At 49.4% G+C, this 23555-nt stretch carries 23 protein-coding genes; 8 read left to right on the plus strand and 15 right to left on the minus strand.

The features are described 5' to 3' along the window. The first annotated feature begins 28 nt into the window (after window positions 1–28). Window positions 29–2752, plus strand: coding sequence for a bifunctional [glutamate--ammonia ligase]-adenylyl-L-tyrosine phosphorylase/[glutamate--ammonia-ligase] adenylyltransferase (gene glnE / locus Q0R17_RS19255; protein ID WP_293938036.1), 2724 nt, complete (start codon window positions 29–31; stop codon window positions 2750–2752). Between the two features lie 107 nt (window positions 2753–2859). On the opposite strand, the gene Q0R17_RS19260 is transcribed toward glnE, so the two are convergent. From Q0R17_RS19260 to Q0R17_RS19275, 4 genes are all read right to left on the minus strand, one after another. Next, window positions 2860–3342, minus strand: coding sequence for a hypothetical protein (locus Q0R17_RS19260; protein ID WP_293938038.1), 483 nt, complete (start codon window positions 3340–3342; stop codon window positions 2860–2862). A 98-nt stretch (window positions 3343–3440) separates the two neighbouring features. Continuing rightward, window positions 3441–5246, minus strand: a complete 1806-nt coding sequence (aspS, locus tag Q0R17_RS19265) for an aspartate--tRNA ligase (RefSeq protein WP_293938040.1) — start codon at window positions 5244–5246, stop codon at window positions 3441–3443. 20 nt (window positions 5247–5266) lie between these two features. After that, window positions 5267–5917 (minus strand): DUF502 domain-containing protein, encoded by a 651-nt coding sequence (locus Q0R17_RS19270; protein WP_293938042.1) that lies wholly within the window; start codon window positions 5915–5917, stop codon window positions 5267–5269. A 13-nt stretch (window positions 5918–5930) separates the two neighbouring features. After that, complete coding sequence (locus tag Q0R17_RS19275) at window positions 5931–6143, minus strand: FmdB family zinc ribbon protein (protein ID WP_130108310.1); 213 nt, start codon at window positions 6141–6143, stop codon at window positions 5931–5933. Window positions 6144–6313: 170 nt separating this feature from the next. On the opposite strand from Q0R17_RS19275, the gene Q0R17_RS19280 reads away from it, so the two are divergent. Both Q0R17_RS19280 and Q0R17_RS19285 read left to right on the plus strand, forming a co-directional pair. Further along, a complete protein-coding gene (locus tag Q0R17_RS19280) occupies window positions 6314–6643 on the plus strand; it encodes a cupredoxin domain-containing protein (protein WP_293938045.1) in 330 nt (109 codons plus the stop codon). Between the two features lie 18 nt (window positions 6644–6661). After that, complete coding sequence (locus Q0R17_RS19285) at window positions 6662–7624, plus strand: imelysin family protein (protein ID WP_293938047.1); 963 nt, start codon at window positions 6662–6664, stop codon at window positions 7622–7624. A 61-nt stretch (window positions 7625–7685) separates the two neighbouring features. On the opposite strand, the gene Q0R17_RS19290 is transcribed toward Q0R17_RS19285, so the two are convergent. The 3 genes from Q0R17_RS19290 to Q0R17_RS19300 are packed head-to-tail and all read right to left on the minus strand — an operon-like array spanning window position 7686 to window position 9484. After that, entirely contained in the window at window positions 7686–8096 is a 411-nt protein-coding gene (locus Q0R17_RS19290; RefSeq protein ID WP_293938049.1) for a biopolymer transporter ExbD, read from the minus strand. Window positions 8097–8098: 2 nt separating this feature from the next. Then, window positions 8099–8776: a MotA/TolQ/ExbB proton channel family protein gene (locus Q0R17_RS19295; RefSeq protein ID WP_293938051.1), complete on the minus strand. Its 678-nt coding sequence runs from the start codon at window positions 8774–8776 to the stop codon at window positions 8099–8101. A gap of 30 nt (window positions 8777–8806) precedes the next feature. After that, entirely contained in the window at window positions 8807–9484 is a 678-nt protein-coding gene (locus Q0R17_RS19300) for an energy transducer TonB (protein ID WP_293938053.1), read from the minus strand. 266 nt (window positions 9485–9750) lie between these two features. Between Q0R17_RS19300 and Q0R17_RS19305 the strand changes: the two genes are divergently transcribed. After that, window positions 9751–10374 carry a LysE/ArgO family amino acid transporter gene (locus tag Q0R17_RS19305; protein WP_293938055.1) on the plus strand — a complete coding sequence of 208 codons (624 nt, stop codon included), beginning with the start codon at window positions 9751–9753 and terminating at the stop codon, window positions 10372–10374. A 140-nt stretch (window positions 10375–10514) separates the two neighbouring features. Here Q0R17_RS19305 and Q0R17_RS19310 read toward each other — a convergent pair whose 3' ends face one another. Next, a complete protein-coding gene (locus tag Q0R17_RS19310) occupies window positions 10515–13136 on the minus strand; it encodes a diguanylate cyclase domain-containing protein (RefSeq protein WP_293938057.1) in 2622 nt (873 codons plus the stop codon). A gap of 658 nt (window positions 13137–13794) precedes the next feature. On the opposite strand from Q0R17_RS19310, the gene dapA reads away from it, so the two are divergent. The 4 genes from dapA (at window position 13795) to Q0R17_RS19330 (ending at window position 17242) form a co-directional block, all read left to right on the plus strand. Next, window positions 13795–14673 (plus strand): 4-hydroxy-tetrahydrodipicolinate synthase, encoded by an 879-nt coding sequence (gene dapA, locus Q0R17_RS19315; protein WP_293938059.1) that lies wholly within the window; start codon window positions 13795–13797, stop codon window positions 14671–14673. 10 nt (window positions 14674–14683) lie between these two features. After that, complete coding sequence (gene bamC / locus Q0R17_RS19320) at window positions 14684–15835, plus strand: outer membrane protein assembly factor BamC (protein WP_293938061.1); 1152 nt, start codon at window positions 14684–14686, stop codon at window positions 15833–15835. Window positions 15836–15998: 163 nt separating this feature from the next. Then, window positions 15999–16217: a Lar family restriction alleviation protein gene (locus tag Q0R17_RS19325; RefSeq protein WP_293938063.1), complete on the plus strand. Its 219-nt coding sequence runs from the start codon at window positions 15999–16001 to the stop codon at window positions 16215–16217. A gap of 44 nt (window positions 16218–16261) precedes the next feature. Then, window positions 16262–17242 (plus strand): serine/threonine protein kinase, encoded by a 981-nt coding sequence (locus Q0R17_RS19330; protein ID WP_293938065.1) that lies wholly within the window; start codon window positions 16262–16264, stop codon window positions 17240–17242. Between the two features lie 70 nt (window positions 17243–17312). Here the strand turns inward: Q0R17_RS19330 and nagA are convergent, their stop codons facing one another. The 7 genes from nagA to Q0R17_RS19365 all read right to left on the minus strand — a co-directional run bounded on the left by nagA (window position 17313) and on the right by Q0R17_RS19365 (window position 23552). Beyond that, window positions 17313–18455, minus strand: a complete 1143-nt coding sequence (gene nagA / locus Q0R17_RS19335) for an N-acetylglucosamine-6-phosphate deacetylase (protein ID WP_293938067.1) — start codon at window positions 18453–18455, stop codon at window positions 17313–17315. Beyond that, window positions 18445–18876 (minus strand): PTS galactosamine/N-acetylgalactosamine transporter subunit IIA, encoded by a 432-nt coding sequence (gene agaF, locus Q0R17_RS19340; protein WP_293938069.1) that lies wholly within the window; start codon window positions 18874–18876, stop codon window positions 18445–18447. The genes nagA and agaF overlap by 11 nt, the downstream gene beginning before the upstream one ends. 62 nt (window positions 18877–18938) lie before the next feature. After that, on the minus strand, window positions 18939–19835 hold the full coding sequence (locus Q0R17_RS19345; protein ID WP_293938071.1) for a PTS system mannose/fructose/sorbose family transporter subunit IID: 897 nt from the start codon (window positions 19833–19835) through the stop codon (window positions 18939–18941). Beyond that, entirely contained in the window at window positions 19822–20589 is a 768-nt protein-coding gene (agaW, locus tag Q0R17_RS19350; protein WP_293938073.1) for a PTS N-acetylgalactosamine transporter subunit IIC, read from the minus strand. Before agaW ends, Q0R17_RS19345 begins: the two co-directional genes overlap by 14 nt. Window positions 20590–20608: 19 nt before the next feature. Further along, window positions 20609–21088 (minus strand): PTS N-acetylgalactosamine transporter subunit IIB, encoded by a 480-nt coding sequence (gene agaV, locus Q0R17_RS19355; protein ID WP_293938075.1) that lies wholly within the window; start codon window positions 21086–21088, stop codon window positions 20609–20611. Between the two features lie 17 nt (window positions 21089–21105). After that, a complete protein-coding gene (locus Q0R17_RS19360) occupies window positions 21106–22266 on the minus strand; it encodes an SIS domain-containing protein (protein WP_293938077.1) in 1161 nt (386 codons plus the stop codon). After that, on the minus strand, window positions 22263–23552 hold the full coding sequence (locus tag Q0R17_RS19365; RefSeq protein ID WP_293938079.1) for a D-tagatose-bisphosphate aldolase, class II, non-catalytic subunit: 1290 nt from the start codon (window positions 23550–23552) through the stop codon (window positions 22263–22265). The genes Q0R17_RS19360 and Q0R17_RS19365 overlap by 4 nt, the downstream gene beginning before the upstream one ends. Window positions 23553–23555: the final 3 nt, after the last annotated feature.

Genomic DNA, 23555 nt, shown 5'->3' on the forward strand with positions numbered 1-23555 from the left:
GTCAACAGAGCCCATCAGTTAGGGAATTATGATTTTAACCGTTTTTGAGCCGCTACCGATGAATGATCTCACGCAAAATGCGAATTCCTTACTTGCCCCTGCCTTGGCCCATAGTCGATACCTGCAACAACTATTCCTACGGCATCCAGGTTTAGCCGAGGCCACGCTGGCAAATATTGCCCAGCCCTTCACAAAGCAAGCGATGGAACAAGCGCTAAGCCACTTGCAAGATTTAGATGACAACGCCCTTAAGCAGCATTTACGCCGCTTACGGCAAGCCGTGATGGCAAGGCTCATCAGCCGTGAGCTAGCCAAGCTAGCCACGCTGCAAGAAGTGATGCACACCATCAGTGATTTGGCCGAAGTTAGCCTCAGCGCCGCCCTAGCTTGGGTATCGCAAGCAGACGCACGCTATGGCCAACCAATAGGTGAAGCATCAGGCCAAGTTCAAGAATTGATTATCGTTGGCATGGGTAAGCTGGGCGGGCGCGAGCTCAATGTTTCTTCTGATATTGATCTGATTTTTATTTTCCCTGAAGACGGCCAAACCACCGGTCCACGCAAGATCAGTAATTCAGAATACTTTGCCCTCATTGGCAAACGTCTCATCAGCCTGATTGGCGATATCAGCGACGATGGCTTTGTATTTAGAGTAGATATGCGGCTGCGCCCCTTTGGTAGCGTTGGCCCACTGGCTTGCAGCTTTGATTCTCTAGAGAACTATCTACTCACCCAAGGGCGCGAATGGGAGCGATATGCATGGATTAAAGCGCGGGCACTATCGGGAGATGAAGCGGGCTTGATGCAGCTAGTCATCCCCTTTATCTATCGCAAATACCTAGATTACGGCGCCTACCATTCGATGCGTGAACTGCACAGCCAGATCCGCCGCGAAGTAGCACGCAAAGACAAAATCGACAATATCAAGCTGGGGCCAGGTGGTATTCGTGAAATAGAATTTATTGGCCAAGTTTTTCAGCTGATCCGTGGTGGGCGCAATAAAAACCTGCAGCTTCGCCCCACGCAAGCCATTTTAGATGAGCTCGCTCAGCAAGGCACGCTTAGCCATGCCGCCGTGGCAGAGCTACAAGAAGCTTATTGTTTTTTACGCAATTTAGAACATCGCTTAATGTATCTGGACGATGCACAAACCCAGATGTTGCCCTTAAATGAAGAAGACCAAGCCCGTATCGCGCACAGTATGCAGTTTACTAATTGGGCACAATTTAGCGAGCAGCTAGCGCTCTATCGCAACCGAGTTTCACAGCATTTTGAGCAAGTATTTGTGCTGCCGCCTGACGAAGGAGATGCCCACCCCCAAGCGGCTATTTGGCAATCCGCCCAAGACGGTGATAGCAGCGATTTAGCCGCATTAGGCTTTGAAAACCCCACTGAAATTAACCGCCGTTTAGCCGCTTTGCAAAGCAGCAGCCGCTATTTACAAATGCCAGATCGCTGCCGCAAACGCGTTGACAGCATCTTGCCTCCCTTAATTAAAGTGTCGGCTGGTTTTCATAACCCAGACGCCACCTTTACCCGCATTTTAGATTTACTCGAAGCCATCAGCCGCCGCGAGTCTTATTTAGCCCTTTTAGCTGAGCATCCACAAACCCTAAAACGCTTGGCCAGCCTTTACAGTGCCAGCCCTTGGGTATCCCAATATTTGACACGTCACCCTATTTTATTGGATGAGTTACTCGATTTCCGCCTACTAGAAGAACTACCCGATTGGCCTAAGCTTGGCAAAATTCTGCGGCAAGAGCTTAACGGCTTAAGCGATGACACCGAAGCCAAAATGGATTGCTTACGCCATTTTCAGCACGCGCAAATATTTAGATTAGTGAATCAAGACTTAGGTGGCTTACTGGTTTTAGAAACCTTATCTGATCATTTATCTGACTTAGCTGATTTAATGCTGACCGTCACTTTAGAGCAAGTTTGGCAAGAATTACCCAATAAGCACCGCCCTAAGCCCCAATTTGCCGTAATTGGCTATGGCAAGTTGGGAGGTAAAGAGCTGGGCTTTGCCTCGGATTTAGACATCGTTTATCTCTATGAAGACGATCATCCTAACGCCACCGAGATCTACGCAAAATTTGCCAAACGGGTGGTCAACTGGCTCACCGCGCTTACACCTGCAGGCCATCTTTATGATATCGACCTAAGGCTACGCCCTAATGGCGCTTCGGGGCTTTTGGTTTCTAGCATTGGCACATTCTCACAATATCAAAGAAAATCGGCTTGGGTGTGGGAGCACCAGGCTCTCACCCGCGCCCGCTACTGCGCTGGCGATAAAGTGGTAGGCAATGCTTTTGAAGCGATTAGAAAAGATATTTTATGCGCGCCACGAGATCTAGAAAAACTACGCTTTGATGTGCGCACCATGCGAGACCGCATGCTAGAAACGCACCCCGCCCACCCAGAGGATGTAAAACATGTGCGTGGCGGCATTGTAGATATCGAATTTATCATGCAATACCTGATCCTTGCACACGCCAAAGAGCATCAGGAATTTTGCCTCAACAGCGGCAATATCGCGCTATTAGCCACCGCCGCACAGCAAGGACTTATCCCCTTAGACGCGGCGCATTTAGCCGCCGATGGCTATCGAGAATTACGCCGCTTGCAACACAGCAGCCGCCTTAATGGCACCGAGCTCACCCCCAAGATGCTGCTCCCCATCCAGCCACAGCTGGCGGCGGTAAGGCTACTTTGGCAAACATTATTTGGAGAGCTTATCGAGCAGAGCTAATACTGTTTTAGCGCGGGGGCTTGCTGCCAGAACTGGCATTTGCAAAAAAGATGGCGGCTTGCTCCCGCCCTAAAAAAAACAATACATTGACAGCGATAAAACAAACTTTAAACGTCTTCATATACGGCGGGGAAATCCGAAAAATGCACGGCAGCAGTGCCGTTAGGTAGGTAATCAGCCAGCAAGTAGGCCTCCTCCTTAATGCGTGCCATCAGGGCAATCACATAATGGGCTTGAAGATTAACTTCAAACCAAAACTCTTTGCGCCAAACTGGCTGCAAACCGACCTCTCCACCAGGCTCCAACTCGTTTATTGAGGCTTGGCGAAACGCAAAACCTAAGGCGGCCAAAAACTCCGCAAATTCTGGCCCACTATGCGTCACTTCCAAAACAAAAGCGGCCATTCCAGGTGCAACTTGCTGCAAATTCACATAAATATGGGTGTCAAATGGCACTTGCGCCGCTTGCATACAGCGGCTGCAAAAAAAACCAGAGCGCGGTGCATACTCACTCTCATCCCCAGCAACATCAGCCAAAGGTAAGATTGGATGCCCACAACTATGGAACGAATCTGCCCCAAATCTTTCCATTTTGCACCGAATGTGAAAGCAAAGATTAATATACTATAGTTTAATCCAAAAAAAAGCACCCACTGAATATGGATGCTTTTCTTACAACAATCAATGACTTAGCTCGCAGCAACTTCTGCTTTCTGACGTAAGCGAATATGCAACTCACGCAATTGCTTTTCGTCCACGCTATTTGGCGCATCGGTCAGCAGACACTGAGCACGTTGCGTTTTAGGGAAGGCGATGACGTCACGGATAGATTCTGCACCCACCATTAAAGTCACCAAACGATCCAGACCAAAAGCTAAACCACCATGCGGAGGTGCACCAAATTGCAGGTTTTCTAGCAAGAAACCAAACTTGTTTTGTGCTTCTTCTGCATCAATCTTCAAAGCACGGAACACTTTAGACTGCATTTCTTCACGGTAGATACGGATTGAGCCACCACCGATTTCAGAACCATTCAGCACCATATCGTAGGCTTTGGCGATACATGCACCTGGATCGGTATCCAGCATATCTTCGTGGCCGTCTTGCGGCGCGGTAAACGGATGGTGACATGCAGTCCAGCGATCGGCTTCTTCATCGTGCTCAAACATTGGGAAATCAATCACCCACATTGGCTTCCAGCCTTGGGCAAAGTAACCACCCGCCTCGCCCTTCTCATGGCCTACTTTAATACGCAGTGCACCAATGGCTTCATTCACCACCTTGGCTTTATCTGCACCAAAGAAAATCAAATCGCCGTTTTCTGCGCCAGTGCGCGCGATAATTTCTTTTAGGCCCGCTTCAGACAAGAACTTCACAATCGGCGACTGCAAGCCAGAGTCTTCAGTGTTAGTCAATTTAGTTACATCGTTTACTTTGATGTAAGCTAAGCCCTTAGCGCCATAAATCGCCACAAACTTGGTGTACTCGTCGATTTCCTTACGGCTAATCGCAGCACCACCTGGCACACGCAGCGCAACCACACGGCCATTTGGCATGTCGGCAGCACCACGGAAGACTTTGAATTCTTCGTTTTTCATCATATCGGTCAGCTCAACGAACTGCAAAGTGACTCGCAGATCTGGCTTATCTGAACCGTATAAACGCATGGCATCTGCGTAAGTCATACGTGGGAAGTCTGTTAGCTCAACATCAATCCCTTCTTTAAACACGTGCTTGGCCATCGATTCAGTGATGTCCATGATTTCGTGTTCATTTAGGAACGATGTTTCGATATCGATTTGGGTGAATTCTGGCTGACGATCAGCACGCAGGTCTTCATCACGGAAACACTTAACGATCTGGTAGTAACGATCAAAACCCGCCACCATCAATAGCTGTTTAAACAGCTGCGGCGATTGTGGCAAAGCAAAAAACTGACCATCGTGCACACGGCTAGGCACCAGATAATCACGCGCGCCTTCTGGAGTGGAGCGGGTGAGCATTGGGGTTTCGATATCAATAAAACCAAGGCCATCCAAGTAATTACGGATCAGCATGGCGATGCGATAGCGCAGGCGCAGGTTTTTTTGCATGACTGGACGGCGTAAATCGATCACACGGTTTTGCAGACGCACATTTTCAGAGAGATTTTCATCATCGATCTGGAAAGGAGGCGTTACAGCTGTATTCAGGATTTTGATATCTGTGGCAACAATTTCAATTTCGCCAGAAATCAGGTTCTTATTAGCCGCGCCTTCAGGGCGAGTGCGAACCAGACCAGTGATTTCCAATACGTATTCATTACGTGAAGAGTCAGCAATAGCAAAGGCTTCTGCGGTGTCTGGGTTAATCACCACTTGCACCAAGCCTTCACGGTCACGCAAGTCGATAAAGATCACGCCACCATGGTCACGACGACGATGCGCCCAACCTTTAATGGTGACAGTTTGCCCAAGGTAACGGCTATCAATAAGACCACAGTAATCAGTACGCATTTAGTTTTCTCGTGTTAATTTTAATCAGTGTTTTTCATACTAGGCGTGACCACACCCATAGAAATAACATACTTTAAAGCTTCATCGACACTCATATCCAGCTCAATCACGTCGGCTTTTTTTACCATTATAAAATAGCCCGAGGTTGGATTGGGCGTAGTCGGCACATACACACTGACATACTCGCCTTCCAATACCGTGGCCACTTCGCCACCTGGCACCCCCGTCATAAAAGCAATAGTCCAAGCATCTGCATGCGGAAACCGCACCAAAAGCGCCTGACGAAATGCTTGACCAGAATCAGAAAAAAGCGTGTCTGATACCTGCTTCACGCTGCTATAAATAGATCTGACAATGGGAATGCGATTCAGCAGCTTTTCGCCCACCAGCAATAAACGCAAACCCAATACATTGGTCGCAAAAACACCGGTTAGCAACAGCACCAATACCGTTAAAATAACGCCAAAACCAGGAATATGGTGCGAGCCCTCTAAAAATGGCAATGGCCCCTGTAAAGCATGTAATAGCCATGAATCAGGCCGCATCGAAGCGGGCAGCAAGGCGCTGATCTGATCCATCGTGCCAATAATCAGCTGCAAAACCCAGAGTGTGATAGCCAACGGCACCCACACCAGTAATCCTGTCAGCAAGTATTTTTTAAAATGCGTCATTAGCATGGATTTATCAGCCATCTGAAGGCGATTTAGCGGGCGATCCGCCTTTAAAGTCTGTCACATACCAGCCATTGCCTTTTAATTGAAAACCGGCTGCCGTCAGCTGTTTTTCATAGGAAGGCGCGTGGCAAGTCGGGCATACAATCAGCGCATCATCCGACATCTTCTGAATATGCTCGTCAGAATGACCGCAAGCTGCACAGCGATAAGCATAAATAGGCATTACGTGTTAGCTCACACAAAAAACGCCGATTATACCGCGTCCAGCACCTCTGGTCGAAGTGACTGGGCATCAGAATGCAAATTATATTGCTCTTATGCCTTACTACTGGCGCATTCAAGCTACTTGACTATAATTCCAGTTCTCATTTCGCATATTACAGGGCACTGCTAATGAAAAAATACCTGATCGCACTGATGCTGCTACAGGCGGGCCTTGCTTTGGCCGACGATGCGGTAATACTCAAACTGACCTCTACCGATGGCGTGCTTGAACCGCTAACACTGGAAGCCCCCGCAGGTAAAGCCATTACGTTAGTGATTATTAATGCAGGCAAATCGGCGATGGAGTTTGAAAGCAAACCATTGAAAATTGAGAAAGTAGTGGCAGCGGGTAAAACCAAAGAAATAAAAATTCAAGCGCTGGCGGCAGGCAGTTATAAATTTGTGGATGAGTTCCATGAAACACAGCCATCCGCTCAAGGCACGCTGCTCATTAAATAACCCCCACTGGAGCTTGCTGTGCGACGCATTTTCCTTGCCGCATTATTAATGAGTACATGGGCTAGTGCTGAGACCACCCCTGATGCAGATTGGGCGCAAAGTTGGCTGGATCAGGCCTATCTTCCCCGTCATCAAGCCCTAAGCCAGGCTGCCGATCAACTTGCAGAAAACACAGCAGCATTCTGCCAGCAACAGGATAACAAGACACTAAGCAAGGTAAGGCTTAGCTGGCTGGCCAGTAGCCACGCTTGGCGCAGCATGGACGGCGCGCCTGGTGGGCCGATGCTACTTGAGCGCTTAGGCAGAAAAATAGATTTTCGCCCCACCCGCCCAGATGATATTGAATCGGCAATTAAGGGGGGAGACAGCAGCAACGCCGCCACCCGCGGCTTGCCTGCCATCGAATATCTACTATGGGGCAATGCTCAGCCCAAGCAGCAGTTAACTAGGCTTAAACAAACAGAGCGCTGCGCATATCTAGTTAAACTGGCTGAACAAGTGGCCAGCAATACCCATACACTGGATGCGGGCTGGCAACTCTACCGTGAACAGCTGGCCGCTGAGAATCCTTTCTTTCGCCAAAACCTGCTACTAGAGAACAACAACTTGATGCTGACAAGCCTAGCCAGCATGCTAAAACGCCTACCTAGTAGCGCGGTAGCCCAGCAATATGCAGAGTGGCGTTCAGGCAGCAGCAAGACCCAATTACTGGCCCAGCTAGATGGCTTTACCCTTGCCCAAAACGCCATAATTAAACGAATAAAGGATAGAGGAGACACAGCACTGGCACAGCGCTTTGCTACAGATTTACACCAAGCCCAGCAACAGTGCCATGCCCTACCAAGCAAGCTTGAATTCAGCCAGCCCCGGCAACGCATCCCTTGCAGTAAAGCCATTACACAAATCAGCCAACGCCTGCAGAATGAAGTTGCTCAATCACTAGAGTTAAACCTAAGCCTAGGTGAATCTGACGGAGATTAAGCTTACCGACCTTACTTGGCAAAAAAAGGGTGGCCTCACGGCCACCCTTTTTTACTATTTATCAGTTGCCATCGGTCAGCAGACCAATTTTACTCAATCCCGCCAGCCTTGCAGCCGACATGGTTTGTGCAATCAACTCATAGCGCACACTTTTATCTGCCAGTAAATGTAACTCGGTTTGGGAGTCTTTAGCCATTGCGGTGGCAAATCGAATCGGCAATTCTTCCGCTTTAATCGGGGTTTTCTCCCATTCAATTTGCCCCTCTGCCGTTAGCGTCACGCGCAGCACCGCAGGCGGGACTTGTGTCACTTCAGCTTTTGCCTTGGGCAAATCCACCCGAATCGAATGCGTCATGACTGGCGCAGTTACAATAAACACCACCAGCAGCACCAGCATCACATCCACTAAAGGCGTGGTATTGATTTCTGACATCGGGGCATTATCGTTTTGATCAAAACCACCAAAAGCCATGCTTATTTACCTTCTTTTTCAACAGCAGCAGCGCTGAGTAGCTGAGCATGTAGGTCGTGGGCAAAGCCATCTAGGCCCTGCGCAATCACACGGTTAGCTCGTACAAACGCGTTGTAGGCTACCACTGCAGGGATCGCCACAGCCAAGCCAGCAGCAGTGGCAACCAGCGCCTCACCAATTGGGCCTGCCACCGTTGCAAGAGACGCATCGCCCTTGGTTGCAATGGCCACCAGCGCGTGATAAATACCCCAGACCGTGCCAAACAAGCCCACAAAAGGAGAAACAGAACCCACCGTTGCCAGCCATGACAAACCCAGCTCAAGACGTGCGTTTTCTTTGCTTAAACGGGTACGTAGCGTGCGCACCAAAAAGTCATCCAGTGACACAGCTAGGCCAAGGCCTTTACCTGCATTACTACGGTAATGGCTTAAGCCCTCCCAACCTGCACGGGCTAGCTTCGCCTCTGGTGCAATCGCATGGGCAGCAAGGCCAGTTGCCTCGCTCCAATCAGAGGCTTTCCAAAACGCAGCTAAAAACAGTTTTTGCCCGTGTTTAATACGAATAAGCAAGCTACTGCGCAATAAAATCAAGCACCAGCTAACAACCGACATCAGCAACAATAAGCCAAATACAGAAACTAATACTGGATCGCCAGACTGCCAAATTAAAGCCAAATTCATTGCCATTTCTCTTTATAAAAATACAAATAATTAAATAACAAAATCAACAGGCACCATGGCACTCATCACAATGGCGGTATCACCACGGCGGCCAGGTACAAACTTCCAACGCTCAACGGCTTTTTTTGCAGCATCATCCAAGCGGCGATAGCCACTGCTATGCGCCAATTCAATCTCTAAAGGCAGGCCTGCTTCGCTTACTTTTACCCGCAGCAGCACTCGCCCCTTTTCTCCCAAGGCCATCGATTGAGATGGATAGGCAGGGCGTGGATTGGCTAAGTAAGCCGCGTTAAACAGAGGAGAAGTCACAGGTGCTTCATCACTAAGCTGCTTACTTGATTTGCTACCCGCAGCTACGGCGGCACTTTCAGCTGGGGCGGCAGGCGCAGGGGCCGCTGCTGCCACCGCAACTGCAGCGTCCATTTGTCCTGTTGCTTGCTGAATCGGCGCTTCGGCAGGGCTGATTTTTTTAATCACGGCTGGCGCAGCAGGCCGAGGCGGCATCGGCTTAGCAGCCGGTGTAAGCACCCGAGGCTTTGCAGCGGGTGATGGCGGTACGTCCTCCCCCATAGGGATTGGCGCAGGGGCGAGCAACATCACCACCTGCTCAGGCTTTTTTGGACTACTCGACATTGTTGTCAGGCCATAAAGCAGAGCAGCGTGACCGAGTAGCGCCACCGCAACAGTGAGTGTTTTATTGATAATCATTCTCATATATTAATAGAGAACGATCCTTCATACAAGAATTACTTGCATGAATAAATCAAAACAGCACAAAAAAATTCACACTAGAACACGCCAAATTTGGCCAGTTACAACCGCTTTCAAGCACATCCACAGCCCTCATTCTTGCGCCTATATAGAATCCCTCACATTGACGGATAAACAATACTTTAAGTAAGCTTGTTTGAAAGCAATACAAAACGCCATCAACACCACCCAGAGCATTATCCAACCTATCAGCAGGCACCAACATGACCATCGCCACCATCCTAAACGGTGCGGCATTATCAGCCAGCCTGATTATGGCCATTGGCGCGCAAAACACATTTGTACTGCGCCAAGGTCTCACTCGACAGCATATTTTCTTAACTGCATTAATGTGCACGCTATGCGACTTATTTTTAATGTCGCTCGGCGTTGCAGGAATGGGGCACCTATTAGCCGCCATGCCCAATTTACAACGCTGGATGGCCATTTTTGGTACGGTTTTTGTACTTTGGTATGGCTTTAATGCCTTTAAAAATGCACTGCACCCTAGCACGCTGGCTGACGATCACCGTGAGCGCGCCTTTGGTACGCCAAGCAAGGTTATTTTGGCAGGGCTGGCATTTTCATTTCTCAACCCCCACTCCCTACTTGATACGGTGGTACTCGTTGGCTCGATTGGGGCGCAACAGCTCGCCAGTGAACGGCCATTTTTTGTTATGGGCGCCGTCGGCTTTTCTGCGATTTGGTTTTTTTCATTAGCTTATGGCTCTAGCAAGCTAAGCCATTTGTTTAGCAGCCCCAAAGCTTGGCGTATTCTGGATATCGCCATTGGGTTTATGATGTTAGCAATCGCCTATTCACTGATAAAAATGACAGGTTTACTCTAAAATAGGCCATAAAAAAAGCGTGGCTGATTAAAAATTAATCCGCCACACTCAAGCCCTTCAAGATCAATACCTTACAGGACTTATCCACAAGTCACACACCGCACTATCCCCTTATCTTGTGAGGGATTCAGCAAATCCACTCAAGCTTTATTGCCAGCCACAAAATAACGATTACGCCCCAAATGCTTGGCTTGATAAAGGGCTTGATCTGCCGCCTCCACAAGACAATAAAAATCAACTCCCTGCAATGGCAACATCACCGCAATACCCGCGCTCATAGTTACCACTTTTGCCGCATCAGAGGTCTGATGCGCAATTTGTAAATTACGAATTTGGTTTAACACCATCTCAACCACCTGAATTGCGCCGTCTTGATCGGTGTTTGGCAGCACCAGCACAAATTCCTCCCCCCCATAGCGCGCGACAAAATCACCTGGGCGATGCAATGCGGCAGTTAAAGCCGCACTGACTTGTTTTAAGCATTCATCGCCTGCCTGATGGCCAAAATGATCGTTATATCGTTTAAAGTAATCCACATCGAGCATCACCAAGGCAAGACGTGCCCCACTCCTAGCTGCCCTCGCCCATTCTTGAGCCAAAGTTTGATCAAATAAACGCCGATTAGCCAAGCCCGTTAAACCATCCATATGCGCCAATCTAGATAACTCGGCATTAGCAGATGATAATTGCTCATGACTGGCACTTAAACTCACCTGCAAAGCTTCCAGTTCTTCGATGGTATCTTGCATTTTTTGCTCATCAAGCTTGTGCTGAGTAAGGTCATGCAAGGTGGCGATATACACACGCTCACCATCCACCTCTACTACAGCCAGCGCCATATCCATCACCATTTCTAAGCCATCTTTATTCACGGCAACCACCTCACTCACCCGCCGCGTATCTACCCCCAAGCGTACAAATAATTCTTTGGCCACGCCGCGCTTACTATTGATTTCACCCAAAGTAGGAAACAAAGCGCTTAAAGAACAGCCCTTTAGCTGATCAAAAGCAAACAACTTTAACGCAGCAGGATTTGCATCCCTAATGACGCCATCAAAACCCATCATCAATACACAATCATGCAGGCTATCTAAGATGGCGGAAGTGCGTGACTCACTTTGCTGTAGCTTTCTTTCTGCCAATTTTCGTATGCTAATATCATTAGCGATTCCCATATAGCCAGTGATTTCTCCACGCAAATCACGCACCACATTCATAGTTAGCTCAACTGGGAAGCAATGCCCATCACGATGCTGATAAATCCAATCCCTTTGGATATATCGCTTTGCTTGCTGAGCAAACGCATCAAAGTACTCGCTCGGCTCCTCCCCTATTTCCTTGCAAAAATCAGCCAGCAACTCTGCCGCTGCAGTGGATTGGTGAAAAAGCGCTGGTTTTTCTTTAGCAATTAATTCATGGGATTGATAACCCAACATTTTTTCGGCAGCACGATTAAATAAACGGATAGTATTATTAAGATCAGTCACAATAATGGCCGAGCCTGCTGAATCTAGAATTGCTTTTTGCAAATCGCTATACGCCGCCATCGCCAAGTCTGATTTTTTGCGCTGACTTACATCGGCAATGGTTAAGACCACTCCATTAGAAACAGCAACTATTTGATAATTAAACCATGCCCCATAGAAAAAAGGATTCAGACTAAACTCTTCGCTCATTACCATTTTTTTAGTTAAAAAAACTTCACAACATATTGGGTATAAGTGAGCGGCATTGATGTTTTTTAATGCTTCTAGCAACAAACAGTCTGGTGTTTTTTGTTTTTTAAAGCAAAAAAAATCAAACCCATTTGGGTTTACATCAGTTATTTGAAAATCTTTCACATTCCAACTTTCATCTTTTATTACTTCTAAAACATAAATCGCATTCAAACTAGATTGAGTCGCAGCTTTAAATAACTCTTTACTACGAAGCAGGGCTAACTCAGTTTTAGAGGAGAGCGTAACATCATGTAAAACACTAACCGCCCCAACCTGTTCACCTGCATCATTAAACTGTGGGTTAAAAGACATATCAAACACCAATAAAGCCGCACGTTTCCCTTGCACATTAGTTGCAGATACAAAAGATTCACCATATAGCTCGCTACGCGTCGAAAAACATTCACCCTGCAATGCCCTACCCCAAAAAGTAATTAGATTAGATCGATCATCTGCAGAGCTAAATTCACATAATAAAAAGCAATCATTTTTTGCTAAAATAATTCCATACAAAGCAAAAAAAAGATCTGCATAGGCCTGATTAAAAAATGAAAAATTAAACTGTAAATCCAAAACTGCAATAGGATCTTTTGAGCTATTCAAGATGCTTTCTAGATCTAAGCTTCTGTGCCTTTGCTCTTCTAATAACACCCTTGCCTCAATGAGCGTCTGTTTAAACTCGGTGAAATCAAATAAAATCATCTGATAAGCCACATCCGTACAGCCTGCCACAGCGTGCATAAAGGAGGAAACCCAACGGATACGGCCACTCTGATCGAGCAGGCGAAATTCAATCACAGAAGGAAGCTCTTGCTGCAGACTAATCTGCGCAGCCAACACGCTTACTTGATCCTCTGGATGGATGGCGGCTAACCAACCATCCCCTAAAGCGTCTGATTGAGAAAGCGCTGCCAAGGTGCAAAATTGTGGATTGGCGTAACAGCAGTTTGCTTTTTGATCCAGTAATAACACCGCCAAGGCCAGCGTGTTATAAGCCGTAGTGGGAAAAGCGGGGCGCACCTGCCAGCGCAACACAAAATACATCGCACAAAACAAGCCATATACAGGCCAAGAACGTATATGCAAAGCATAAAGAAGCAGTAGAGCGCATAAGCCCAACGCCTCCCGCCACCCTAAATATCGCAAAGCTTTAATGACCCACACCACAATCCCGCCCTGTTTCACAAAGCCTAGGCGCTCTGTTGACGTTTGATTCAGCTACGCTAAGCCAAGCAGATACCCCATTAAATAGTGACTGTAAAGCCAGCCTGTTAGCTGTAGTTTGGTGCCACACCGCGTTAATGACCTTGTTCAGTCCCAAAACTACAGCCAACGCAGCCGTAAATGAAACGTCAATAGACCCTAGTGTCAGTATAGATAAATAAAAACAAATCGCTTCCCCTCACTTTTTCGCTTTTTTTTAAAGGAAACGTGTAAGACACCGTTCAATATTTGCGTAAAAAATCAGAAAAATGCGGGCTAATCGTGGCAATTTTTATGAAAAATTTTGGAATGGCCCTAGGCAGAGATAAACTCATGCCCCTGCTAAGCCTTGGATTTTATAGGGGGGAAGCCAAAAATGAGTACTAAGCGCTCACAAAGGATACATAAATCCTACAGAAAGCCTTCACTGACAGGTTTCCTGCAGCTTCCTCGTTACGTTAGAATAGGCCTTTGTATTAATTGACTGGATTACAGGCTCATGTTGACAGGTAGTCTGGTGGCGATTGTCACCCCCATGTTCGAGGATGGAAGCCTCGATTTCGCGAGTCTTAGAAAACTCGTCGACTGGCATATCGAGCAAGGTACCGACGGCATTGTTGCCGTAGGGACTACGGGAGAATCGCCGACGGTTGATGTAGACGAGCATATTGAAATTGTACGGGTTGTGGTTGAGCAAGCTGCTGGCCGTGTCCCTGTGATTGCAGGCACAGGCGCTAACTCCACCCGCGAAGCGATTAACCTATCGCTACGCGCCAAAGCTGCAGGCGCAAATTATGGTCTATCGGTTGTGCCTTATTACAACCGCCCAACTCAAGAAGGCATGTTCCAGCACTTTAAAGCAATCACTGAAGCCAGTGAGCTGCCCACCATTCTTTATAACGTGCCAGGGCGTACCGTTGCCGATTTATCCAACGATACCGCGCTTCGCTTAGCTCAATTGCCGTTTGTCGTTGGGATTAAAGACGCCACGGGCAATTTAGAACGCGCTGCCGATTTAGTAAAACGTGCTCCAGCAGACTTTGCGCTTTACACTGGCGACGATGCTTCTGCCATGGCTTTTATGCTGATCGGTGGGCATGGCGTGATTACCGTTACAGGTAATATCGCCCCCAAACAAATGCATTTACTCTGTAAAAAAGCCATTGAAGGCGATGCAGCAGGTGCACGCGCACTGAATGATCCACTGCAAGATTTGCATAAGCACTTATTTATTGAAGCCAACCCTATTCCAGTGAAATGGGCAGTAGAGCAAATGGGCTTCATTCAAGCCGGTATTCGTTTGCCCCTCACTCCCCTTTCACACAGTGCGCAAGCCTTGGTATCTGATGCCATGACTGCCGCCGGACTAACCCACTGATAAGAAGCCAATGATGCATCAATTAAAAACATCCTCACGTCTTATTGGATTAGGCCTGTGCATTGCTTTGGCAGGTTGCAGCTCAGATCAACTGATGATGCAAAAGAAAGTGGATTACCGCAGTGGCAGTGACAATATTGGCAAAAACACCCTAGAGCTCCCGCCAGAACTCACCGCGCCAGCAAGCAATAGTCATTTTAATGTGCAAGCCAATACGGTTTTAGGCAGCACCACCGCCGCACCGAGCACGACCAACAGTGCAGCCCCAGCCGCCGTACTAGGGGATAGCAGCCGTGCCAAGATTGTGCAGGCGGGTAATCAACGTTGGTTAGTTGTAAAAGGTGACCCAGAAAAACTTTGGCCAGAAATCCATGAATTTTGGCTAGATAACGGCTTTTTGCTAACTTTAGATAACCCAGCCATTGGGATTATGGAAACAGATTGGCTAGAAAACCGTGCCAAGCTGCCTAAAGACTTGGTGACCCGTATGCTGTCTAAAATATCAGACCGCATCTTGTCTACCGGTGAACTAGACCGTTATCGCACCCGCGTCGAGCGTGGCAGTGAGCCTGGCACCACCGAGATCTACATCTCGCACCGCGGCATGCTCGAGGTTTATAGCAAGGACGGCAGCAGCGACGCCAAAATCACTAAAAATAGTGATGATGCTAAAACCATCTGGACCCCAAGAAAACCTGAGCCAGAAATGGAAGTTGAAATGCTTTCCTTGCTGCTACAACGCTTTGGCCTAGACCAAACCACTGCGCAAGCCGTGGTTGCTAAACCTTACCAAGCCCCTGCTAGTGCTAGCTTAATCGACAATGGAAAAGCACTGACCATCGCCGACAACTTTGATCGCGCTTGGCGCCGTGTTGGCTTGGCGTTAGATCGCTCTGGCTATGTGGTATATGACCGTGATCGCAGCAAAGGCGTTTACATGATTCGCCGTGCGGATACGGATATCGGTGGGGAAGACAATAGCAGCATCTTTAGCAAGCTGGCTTTCTGGAAAAAAGACGCCGCGCCAGAGCAAAAACAAGCGCATGAGTATGAAGTACACCTCACCGAAGGCCTAAACCAGACCAAGTTGACCGTGACTTCAAAAATCAAAGGCGACGACAATGGCAAGATCATTTCTGCACTGCTCAGCGAGTTAAAATAAGCGCCGCCAGCGCGCAAATAGCACGACAACGAACATCCAGACTGGATGCGCTTTGATTGCTATTTGTGCGCTTGGCTGAACTAGTATTATTTAAAGCGGTATCTCGCTAAACCCATGCCCGCCGCTGCGGGCATTTTTCTTTTTACCTTAAGGCGCGACCTCCATGCTCAATTCAAGGCCATATCAAAGCAAGCCATCCACCAACGATAGCGAACCACAGCCTTGCCCAAAATGCGGCTCTAAACCCGAAGTCACTAAAGCGGGATCTAACCGCTGCTGGGTGCAATGCTCTAAGTTTGGCAAAAACGGTAATTGCAGCGCCATCTCTCAGCAAGGCAGCACTAAAAAAGAAGCCATTGTGCTGTGGAACAAGCTGAAATAAGCCACTCCTCCCCGCTATGTTCGCTTTAGCCGTACAATCAGGGGATGAATACGATACCTCCATTCGCAAATTTAACCCCCGATTGCGTCATGAACGCAATAGATAGCCTTGGCCTGCCTTGCGACGGCAGGCTGCTTGCGCTTAATAGCTATGAAAACCGCGTGTATCAAGTGGGCCAAGATGATGGCCCACCCTTGGTCGCCAAGTTTTACCGCCCTGAGCGCTGGAGCAGCGAAGCTATTTTAGAAGAGCACGCCTTTACACTGGATCTGGCTGGGCGAGAGCTGCCGGTGGTGCCGCCAATTATTCATCAGGGCCAAACTCTGCATCAATTTGCAGGCTTTCAATTTGCCATTTTCAATAAGCACGGCGGCCGTGCACCCGAGCTGGAATCGGCCTCCACCTTAGAATGGATGGGGCGTTTTATTGGCCGCATTCATGCCGTTGGCGCGCTAAAGCCCTTTGCCCATCGCCCTGCTCTGAATATCGACACCTTTGGTATTGGCCCACGAGATTTTCTGCTTAGCCACGACTTTATCCCTGCCTCGCTCAAACCCGCATGGGAAAGCGCTATTGCCTTGGCATTAGAAGGTGTTCGCCGCAGCTTTGATCGCGCTGGCGATGTGGCGCAAATCCGTCTGCATGGTGATTGCCATATTGGCAATGTGCTCTGGACCGATGCTGGCCCGCATTTTGTAGACTTTGACGACAGCCGCAGCGCCCCTGCTATTCAGGATTTATGGATGCTGCTATCGGGCGATCGCAGCGAAATGACGCGACAACTGATTGATATCTTAATCGGCTACGAAGACTTTTGCGATTTTGACCCGCGTGAGCTGCATTTAATTGAAGCGCTGCGCACGCTACGACTGATTCATTACTCCGGCTGGTTAGCCCGCCGCTGGCACGACCCCGCCTTCCCCGCCGCCTTTCCTTGGTTTAATACCGAGCACTACTGGCAAGATCGCATCTTAGAATTACGTGAGCAGATTGCGCTGATGGATGAGCCTGCGTTAGTGGTTTAAGCCAACAGATCCCATCAGCCTTTTAACAAAGGGGATGGGATCTAAATAACAAAGCACCAGTCCATGCACCCTACACCACCCGCCGCCCCTGCACCCATGTACCAACCACGGCTAAGTCTGGGCTAATCAGCGTTAAGCTGGCTTTTTTACCTATGGCGATACTGCCCAAATCGGCCAGCCCCAGTGATCTGGCGGGGTTACGGCTGGCCAGTGCCCATGCACGCTCTAGCGGCAAACCCAACCATTTTTGGGCGTGGCGCACGGCGTCGATCAGATGCAGGGTACTGCCTGCCAGTCCGCCCGCTTCAGTACGCACCACGCCATTTTGCATAGTCACCTGCATTTCACCCAGTTGATACGCGCCATCGCTCATGCCGGTGGCGCGCATGGCATCGGTAATCAGCAGTAGGCGCTCTTCTCCACAGCAAGACAGCGCAATTTTAACTGCAGCAGGATGCACATGATGGCCATCGGCAATCATCTCTACATCGCAGCCATCGGTGGTAAGCCCCGCGCCAACCACACCAGGATCACGGTGATGTAAGCCACGCATGCCATTGTAGCAATGCACAATGCCCTGTGCGCCCATCTGTAAAGCGTGCAAGGTTTGATCGTAGCTGGCGTCGCTATGGCCAATCAGTACTCGCACGCCTTTGCGGCGCAGCCATGCAATGGCTTCATCTGAGCCTGCCAATTCTGGTGCCAGCGCAACCGTATGCAGGGAATCACCGGCAATATCCAGCCAAGATTGCAACTCGCTCATATCCAAGGGCCGCATCCATTGCACCGGATGTGCACCACAGCATTTGGCAGTAAAATACGGGCCTTCCAGGTAACTACCCAGTAATTCTGCCCCAGGCAAGCCCCGCTCACGGCTGCGGCGAATTTCAGTTAAAGCCGCGGTAATGGCTGGCACAGGCGCAGTTACCGTGGTGGCCAAAAAGGCCCCCACACCAAAGCGGGCAAAATGCATAGAGATTTCATCCAGTGCATTGCTGCTGGCGTCCATGGTGTCAAACCCCGCAGCACCGTGCACATGGCTATCAATCAGCGCGGGCATCAGCCAGTTGTCACCCAGATCAAGATCAAAATCGCCACCCACTAATAAGGCCGCGATCTTGCCATCGGCCGCGATCTCAAGCACGGCGTTTTCCAGCCAGCCGTGCTCGCTTAATATCCTTGCCGCCCGTAAACGCTGCGTTTTACAAGGCATTAGCCGCCCCCTCCCGCTTGCGAGCTAAGCGCTCGGCAAGGCTGGTTACGCCGCTTTTACCTGCAGCCACCAGCCGCTGGCGAAACTCGGCCACATCGTGAATCTCATCACGCTCAAACAGCATTTCAGCAAACATTTGTAAATTAAGCCCGGTCACCACCTCAATATCACTGCGTTCCTGCGCAATGGTTGCCGCGATACGAAACGGCGAGCCGCCCAGCAGATCAGCCACAAATACCACGCCCTCCCCCTGATCCACACTGGAGATGGCTTGCCTTAACGTTGCATCCAGCACCGCCGTGCTGTTGCCTTCAGGAAAATCAACCGCACATAAGGCAGCCTGCTCGCCAAATACCTGAACAATGGCTTCTTTCATACCGCTGGCGATACGGCCATGGCCCGTTAAAATTAAGGCAATCATTTTCTCTTCCTTTTAAAGCAGGCGTTCACCCATACAGGGCCAACGCCTAGATCAAACATCGATTACAAAAAGCCAAGCAATTTACCGGCCAAACCAAACAATACCGTCACGCCAATCAGCTTCACGGGTGAATAGCCTTTTTTCATCAAGCCATACATCAATAAAGTAAACAGCAGTGGCAGCAGATTAGGCATCAGCTTATCCAGCACATCGGTCTGCAGCAAAATCTTGGCCTTACCCGCATGGATCTCTAAAGGGGTAGCAAGCCGTACATATGAAGCCACCAGCGCGCCAATCACCGTCATACCCACAATGGATGCGGCATGGGATATTTTTTTGGTACTGTTTTTTAAGGCGCTGATCGCCCCCAAGCCAGCGCGGTAGCCGTAATGCGCCAGCCCAAATCGCAAACCAAAGTGCAGAGCATTAAATAGCAATAAAAACACCACAGGGCCAAACAAGCTGCCCTCTAATGCCAGCGCCGCGCCAATCCCCGCACAGATGGGCAACCAAGTCAGCCAGAACATCGCATCGCCAATCCCACCCAAGGGGCCCATCAGCGCCACCTTAACCGCGCGAATGGTGGAGATTTTTTCCTTATTTTGCTCCATAGCCAGCACAAGGCCAGATAAAAAAGTCACATCAAAGGGATGCACATTTAAAAACTCCATATGCATTTGCGCCGAGTTGCGCAAATCGTCAGGGTTTTTATGAATTTTGCGTAAAGCGGGCAAAATAGTGAACAACCAGCCTCCCGCCTGCATCCGCTCATAATTAAAAGAGGCTTGCAGGGCAAGTGAGCGCCACGCCATGCGATTGATATCTCGCTTACTTAAGGGCTCGGCTGGGGTAGTGTCGATATAATCATCGCGCTCTACTTGGCTACTGGCCAAGGCTTGCTGCATGCGTAGCTCGGCTTTGGCCGCGCTGGCGGCTTCGGTATCATTAAATCCCATCATCTACCTCCACACTGCGAGCAGCCTGAGGCTGTGCGCGATTAGTATTAAAGTAATCTGCCATTGCGATGGCCAAAGCGCCTAATGCCACGGCCAAAATTGGCATTTTTAGGTAAGTCACCGCCACAAAACCCATGATGAAATAGGCGATGTAATTGACTTTCAGCATGATTTTCATCAGCAGAGCAAAACCAATCGCAGGCATCATGCCGCCAGCCACACTTAGGCCATCAAGCACCCATTTAGGTGCTTTTTGCACCACGGCACCGGCCGCTTCTGCGCCAAAGTAAATCGGTAAAAAAGCCATCACAAAATAAAAGACAAACAGGGTGAGCATGCCTAGGTAATTCACCCATTCAATGCCCCGCCAATTAGCCTCTTTTACCATCTTGTCGCACTTGTGCATCATTGGTGAAAAGGCGGTAAACAGCACGGTAATGCAGCCTTGCACCGCAATCGAAAACGGCACTGCTACGCCAATGGCCACCGTTGGCTCTGCCTTGGTTAAAATGGCAAAAGCCGTGCCAATAATGCCGCCGATCACCACATTAGGCGGCTGCGCCCCCGCAAGCGGCACCATACCCATCCAAACCAACTCTAAAGTCCCCCCGACCAGCAACCCCGTTTGCACATCACCCAAAATCAGCCCCACTAAGGGGCCAATCACCACCGGCCGGTGCATATGCGTCAGGCCATCGAATAAATCGACCCCCGCCACCCCTGCCAACAGCGCAATCAATAAGGCTTCGAATAACATGATTTCAATCCCCTGATGGTTACAGCAGCTTAGAAATAAGTTCGCCTGATTCATCCGGTACGCGGCGAATCTCACAAATCACATGCCGCGCAGCGAGCTCGCGAAATGCTTCCACATCAGCAGCATCCACCGACACTGTTTTGTGAATCTGCCGTTTTCCTTCAGCAAAATGCATATTGCCCACATTTACCGCGCTAACTGGCACCCCGCCTTTAATCAGGGTCAGTACGTCTTGCGGGGTTTTACACACCAGCAAAATCTTTTGGTGGCTCGCCGCTTTATGAATCACATCGATGGTTTTTTGCAGCGTGAAATAACGGGTTTGCACCCCCTCTGCCACCACCATATCCATTAAATTTTGCTGGATAGGATCGGCCGCCGCAGCGTCATTTGCCACCAGTAGCAAATTGGCTCCAAGGCTACCAACCCAAGTCACCCCCACCTGACCGTGTACAAGACGGTTATCAATACGGGTCAGTAAAATATTTGGCCCAGCCATGTTTTTCTCCTGATTTTTTAGACCGCATGAGGGTAGATTTTTACCCCCTGCACCACGCGATTGACTTCACCTGTTGGGCAAGGATTATCTGGGGCCAAACCCAGCGCCAGCGCACTTTCAAAGGCAAAGAGTTGAGCAAATAGTAAGTAAGGCAAGGCGTAATAAATATCATCTAGCCCAGCAATATCGACTTCCAGTAGCGGCAGATTTGCGCTGCTTTTTGCCCCTAAAGCCAGCACCTGCTGCGCAATGCCATTGGTGATGAGCTCTGTTTGCAAATCATCGTCGTAGCGGCGGGTTTCCGATTTGGCTGGGGCCATAAAGATCACCACGCAGCTTTGGGCATCGATCATAAATTTAGGGCCGTGACGCACACCAAGCGTGGAATCAAAGCGGGTAGCAATACGGCCAGCGGTGAGCTCCAACATTTTGAGCGCGGATTCTTCTGCCAACCCTGCCATCTCGGCGCTACCCAGATAAATCACCCGCTTAAAGCCTTGACCCGCTAGCGCTTTCGCTTGCACGGCCCAGCCTTCCAGCTGCGCTTCGCAAAAAGCCGCCACGCTTTCAATTTGCTCTTTCGCTCGGCTTAGCAATATCCCTGGCGAAAGCATCATGGCCGCAGCCACAAACATGCAGCTAAAGCTGGAGGTCATGGCAAAGCTCTGATCATTTGAGCCCTCTGGCATCAGCACACAATAAGCATGAGGATTAGCCACGCTATAGCGCGCCAGCTCGCCTTCTGGATTACACGTCAGCACCAGATGGCGGCAATACGGCAGCAACTGATCGGCAAGCTTTACGGCGGCTACGCTTTCTGGGCTATTACCGGATCGGGCAAAAGACACCATCAGCGTGGGCCGTGCGGGGTCTAAAAACGCCAGCGGTTTACTTACAATATCGGTGGTCGACACCGCCTCAACAGATAAACCAAAACTCGCGCGTAACCACGGCTCCAGAGCACGGCCAGCAAAGGCAGAAGTGCCTGCCCCGCATAAGATAATCCGCAGGCTGGGGGTAGAAAGCACATCCAGCATCCAGCTTTTCCACTCCAGCTTGCTTTGGATCAACCCATTTGTTAGCTCACGCCAGAGCCTAGCTTGCTGGCTAATTTCACGGGCGGTATGTAAAGCGCCAAGATCTGCAAGGCTACTTTGCTCATAAGCAAGGTACTTCATGCTTTCACCTCCTGTGCCATACCGCAGGCACGGGCATAGAGGCCGGTGACTTCCATAATTTTGTCCACCACCCAAGCCTCGGGGCTTGCCGATAGTAATCCTGCACTGATTTTTTTAGCCTGCTCGGGCAAATACTGGCTGATGAGGGTAGGCAAAGGCGGCTGGCGGCGCAGATTATCAAACAGCTTAGCCACCGCAGCGCTTACTTCTGGGTGCGGCCAGTAATAGCGAATCCGGTCTGATAAGCTGTAATTGCGATCTAGATATTGCTGATGCCCCGCTTGCTCGTAATAAGCCAGCCAGTAATCTGGCTCTTCTTTCATGACTTGGCTTAGCGTGTCTTTTAGGTGCGACGCCGCAAACTCGCCAATGGCCTCGCGCTCGATCGCATCTAATGCAAACATGGCTTCGCGCAGTGCAAACGTTAAACCTGGGCCTACTTTTAGAATGGCAAAGTGATCTTGCACCAGCTGCTGTAAAGACGCCTCACTTTGATAATCTGTAGAGTGCGCTTCATAGACCATAGGCTGGGTAGTGATAAAATGGCTCAACGCAGCGGCCTTATCATGCTGATAACGCACCACTTTATGATTATCAAATTCCACCCCTGGCTGCACCACCATGGCAATCACCCTAGACCAAGCCGCTGCACAGCCTGCATCGGTAAACACCTGCTGATGCACCTTTAGTGTTTGTGCGGCCGCAGCGGGCGAAGTCACCTCCACTCCCTCTAATGATTCTTGCGCGCCGCCCGGAACGGGCACTTCGGTGCCAATCACATAAACAGGCGCTTCCCCACCCGCGGTTTGCCATGCACCTTCGGCGACCTGACATAACACTGCGGCACGTTTTGCCACCGTGGCATCGCTTAGTGGCACCGGATCGCCAGCGCAAGACATTGAGCAATCTAAATGGATTTTGCGAAAGCCTGCCAGCACATAGGCACTGACCATTTCGGCGGCTTTTGCCATGGCCTGCGCGGCAGGCTCTTTCTGCCATGCATTAGGGCCTAAATGATCACCGCCTAAAATAATGCGTGCTTTTGCAAAGCCCACTTTATCGGCAATTGCAAATATATAATCTTTAAAATTAGTCGGTTTCATTCCGGTATAGCCACCAAATTGATTCACCTGATTTGAGGTGGCTTCAATTAAGACATAACTATCGTCTTGCAAACCTTGGCGCAGTGCCGCTTCTAAAACCAGCGGGTGGGCCGAGCAAATAGAATAAATCCCATTTGACTGCCCTTGTTTATGCTGGCTAATTAATTTTGTTAAATAAGACATAAA

Origin of the sequence: Iodobacter sp. (assembly GCF_025352645.1) — a bacterium.
Classification (GTDB): Bacteria; Pseudomonadota; Gammaproteobacteria; order Burkholderiales; family Chitinibacteraceae; genus Iodobacter.